This is a genomic window from Gordonia sp. OPL2, assembly GCF_003797825.1.
GTDB lineage: Bacteria > Actinomycetota > Actinomycetes > Mycobacteriales > Mycobacteriaceae > Gordonia.
The window spans coordinates 1-578 of the sequence record NZ_RKME01000065.1 but is presented as its reverse complement, the minus strand read 5'-3'; the positions used below and the strand labels follow the sequence as shown (position 1 = coordinate 578).

Here is a 578-nt window from a genome sequence, read left to right as displayed (position 1 = left end):
GTATGGGGAATGGCCCGGACCCTATGCCCGGACCGCCTGCGGGCAGGGATGGCGCTTGTCGCCGCCGTATTGACGCTAGCACTGCCCTCGGTCTTCGGCCAGATGGTGGTGATCATCTGCAGCGGCCTGCTCGGTCGCTGGGCGCTGAAAATCGAGCCTGCCCAGGGCCAGTTAGCTTGCAGCTATCCCGTCTCGCGAAGAACGGGCTCGGTAGCGCTGATGCTGTTGGTGCTGCCGCTTGTTCTGCTGCCTGTGTGGGTGGTGGCTAGTGGCTCCCCGTTGGCTGTGCTGTTGGAGGGGACGTACCGTGCTGGTGCCTTGGTCTTTGGCGGCGGCCATGTCGTACTGCCGTTGCTGCAGACCGCGGTTGTCCAAAGCGGCACGGTGACCACTGCGGATCTGCTCGCTGGGTACGGTGCGGCGCAGGCGGTGCCAGGCCCTCTCTTCACTTTCGCGGCGTACTTGGGAGCCCTGGCCAAGGGGCCGCTGGGTGGCTGGCTTGGAGGCCTTGTGCTGTTGGCAGTCATTTTCCTGCCAGCCTTTCTTGTGCTCGTGGGGGCGCTGCCGTTCTGGGAGGC

Annotated in this window: 1 protein-coding gene; it reads left to right on the top strand. The window is 65.4% G+C overall.

The window, feature by feature from the left end; genetic code table 11:
• Positions 1-48 precede the first annotated feature (48 nt).
• On the top strand, positions 49-578 hold a 530-nt coding region (locus EEB19_RS26285; protein ID WP_222929981.1), incomplete at its 3' end, for a chromate transporter.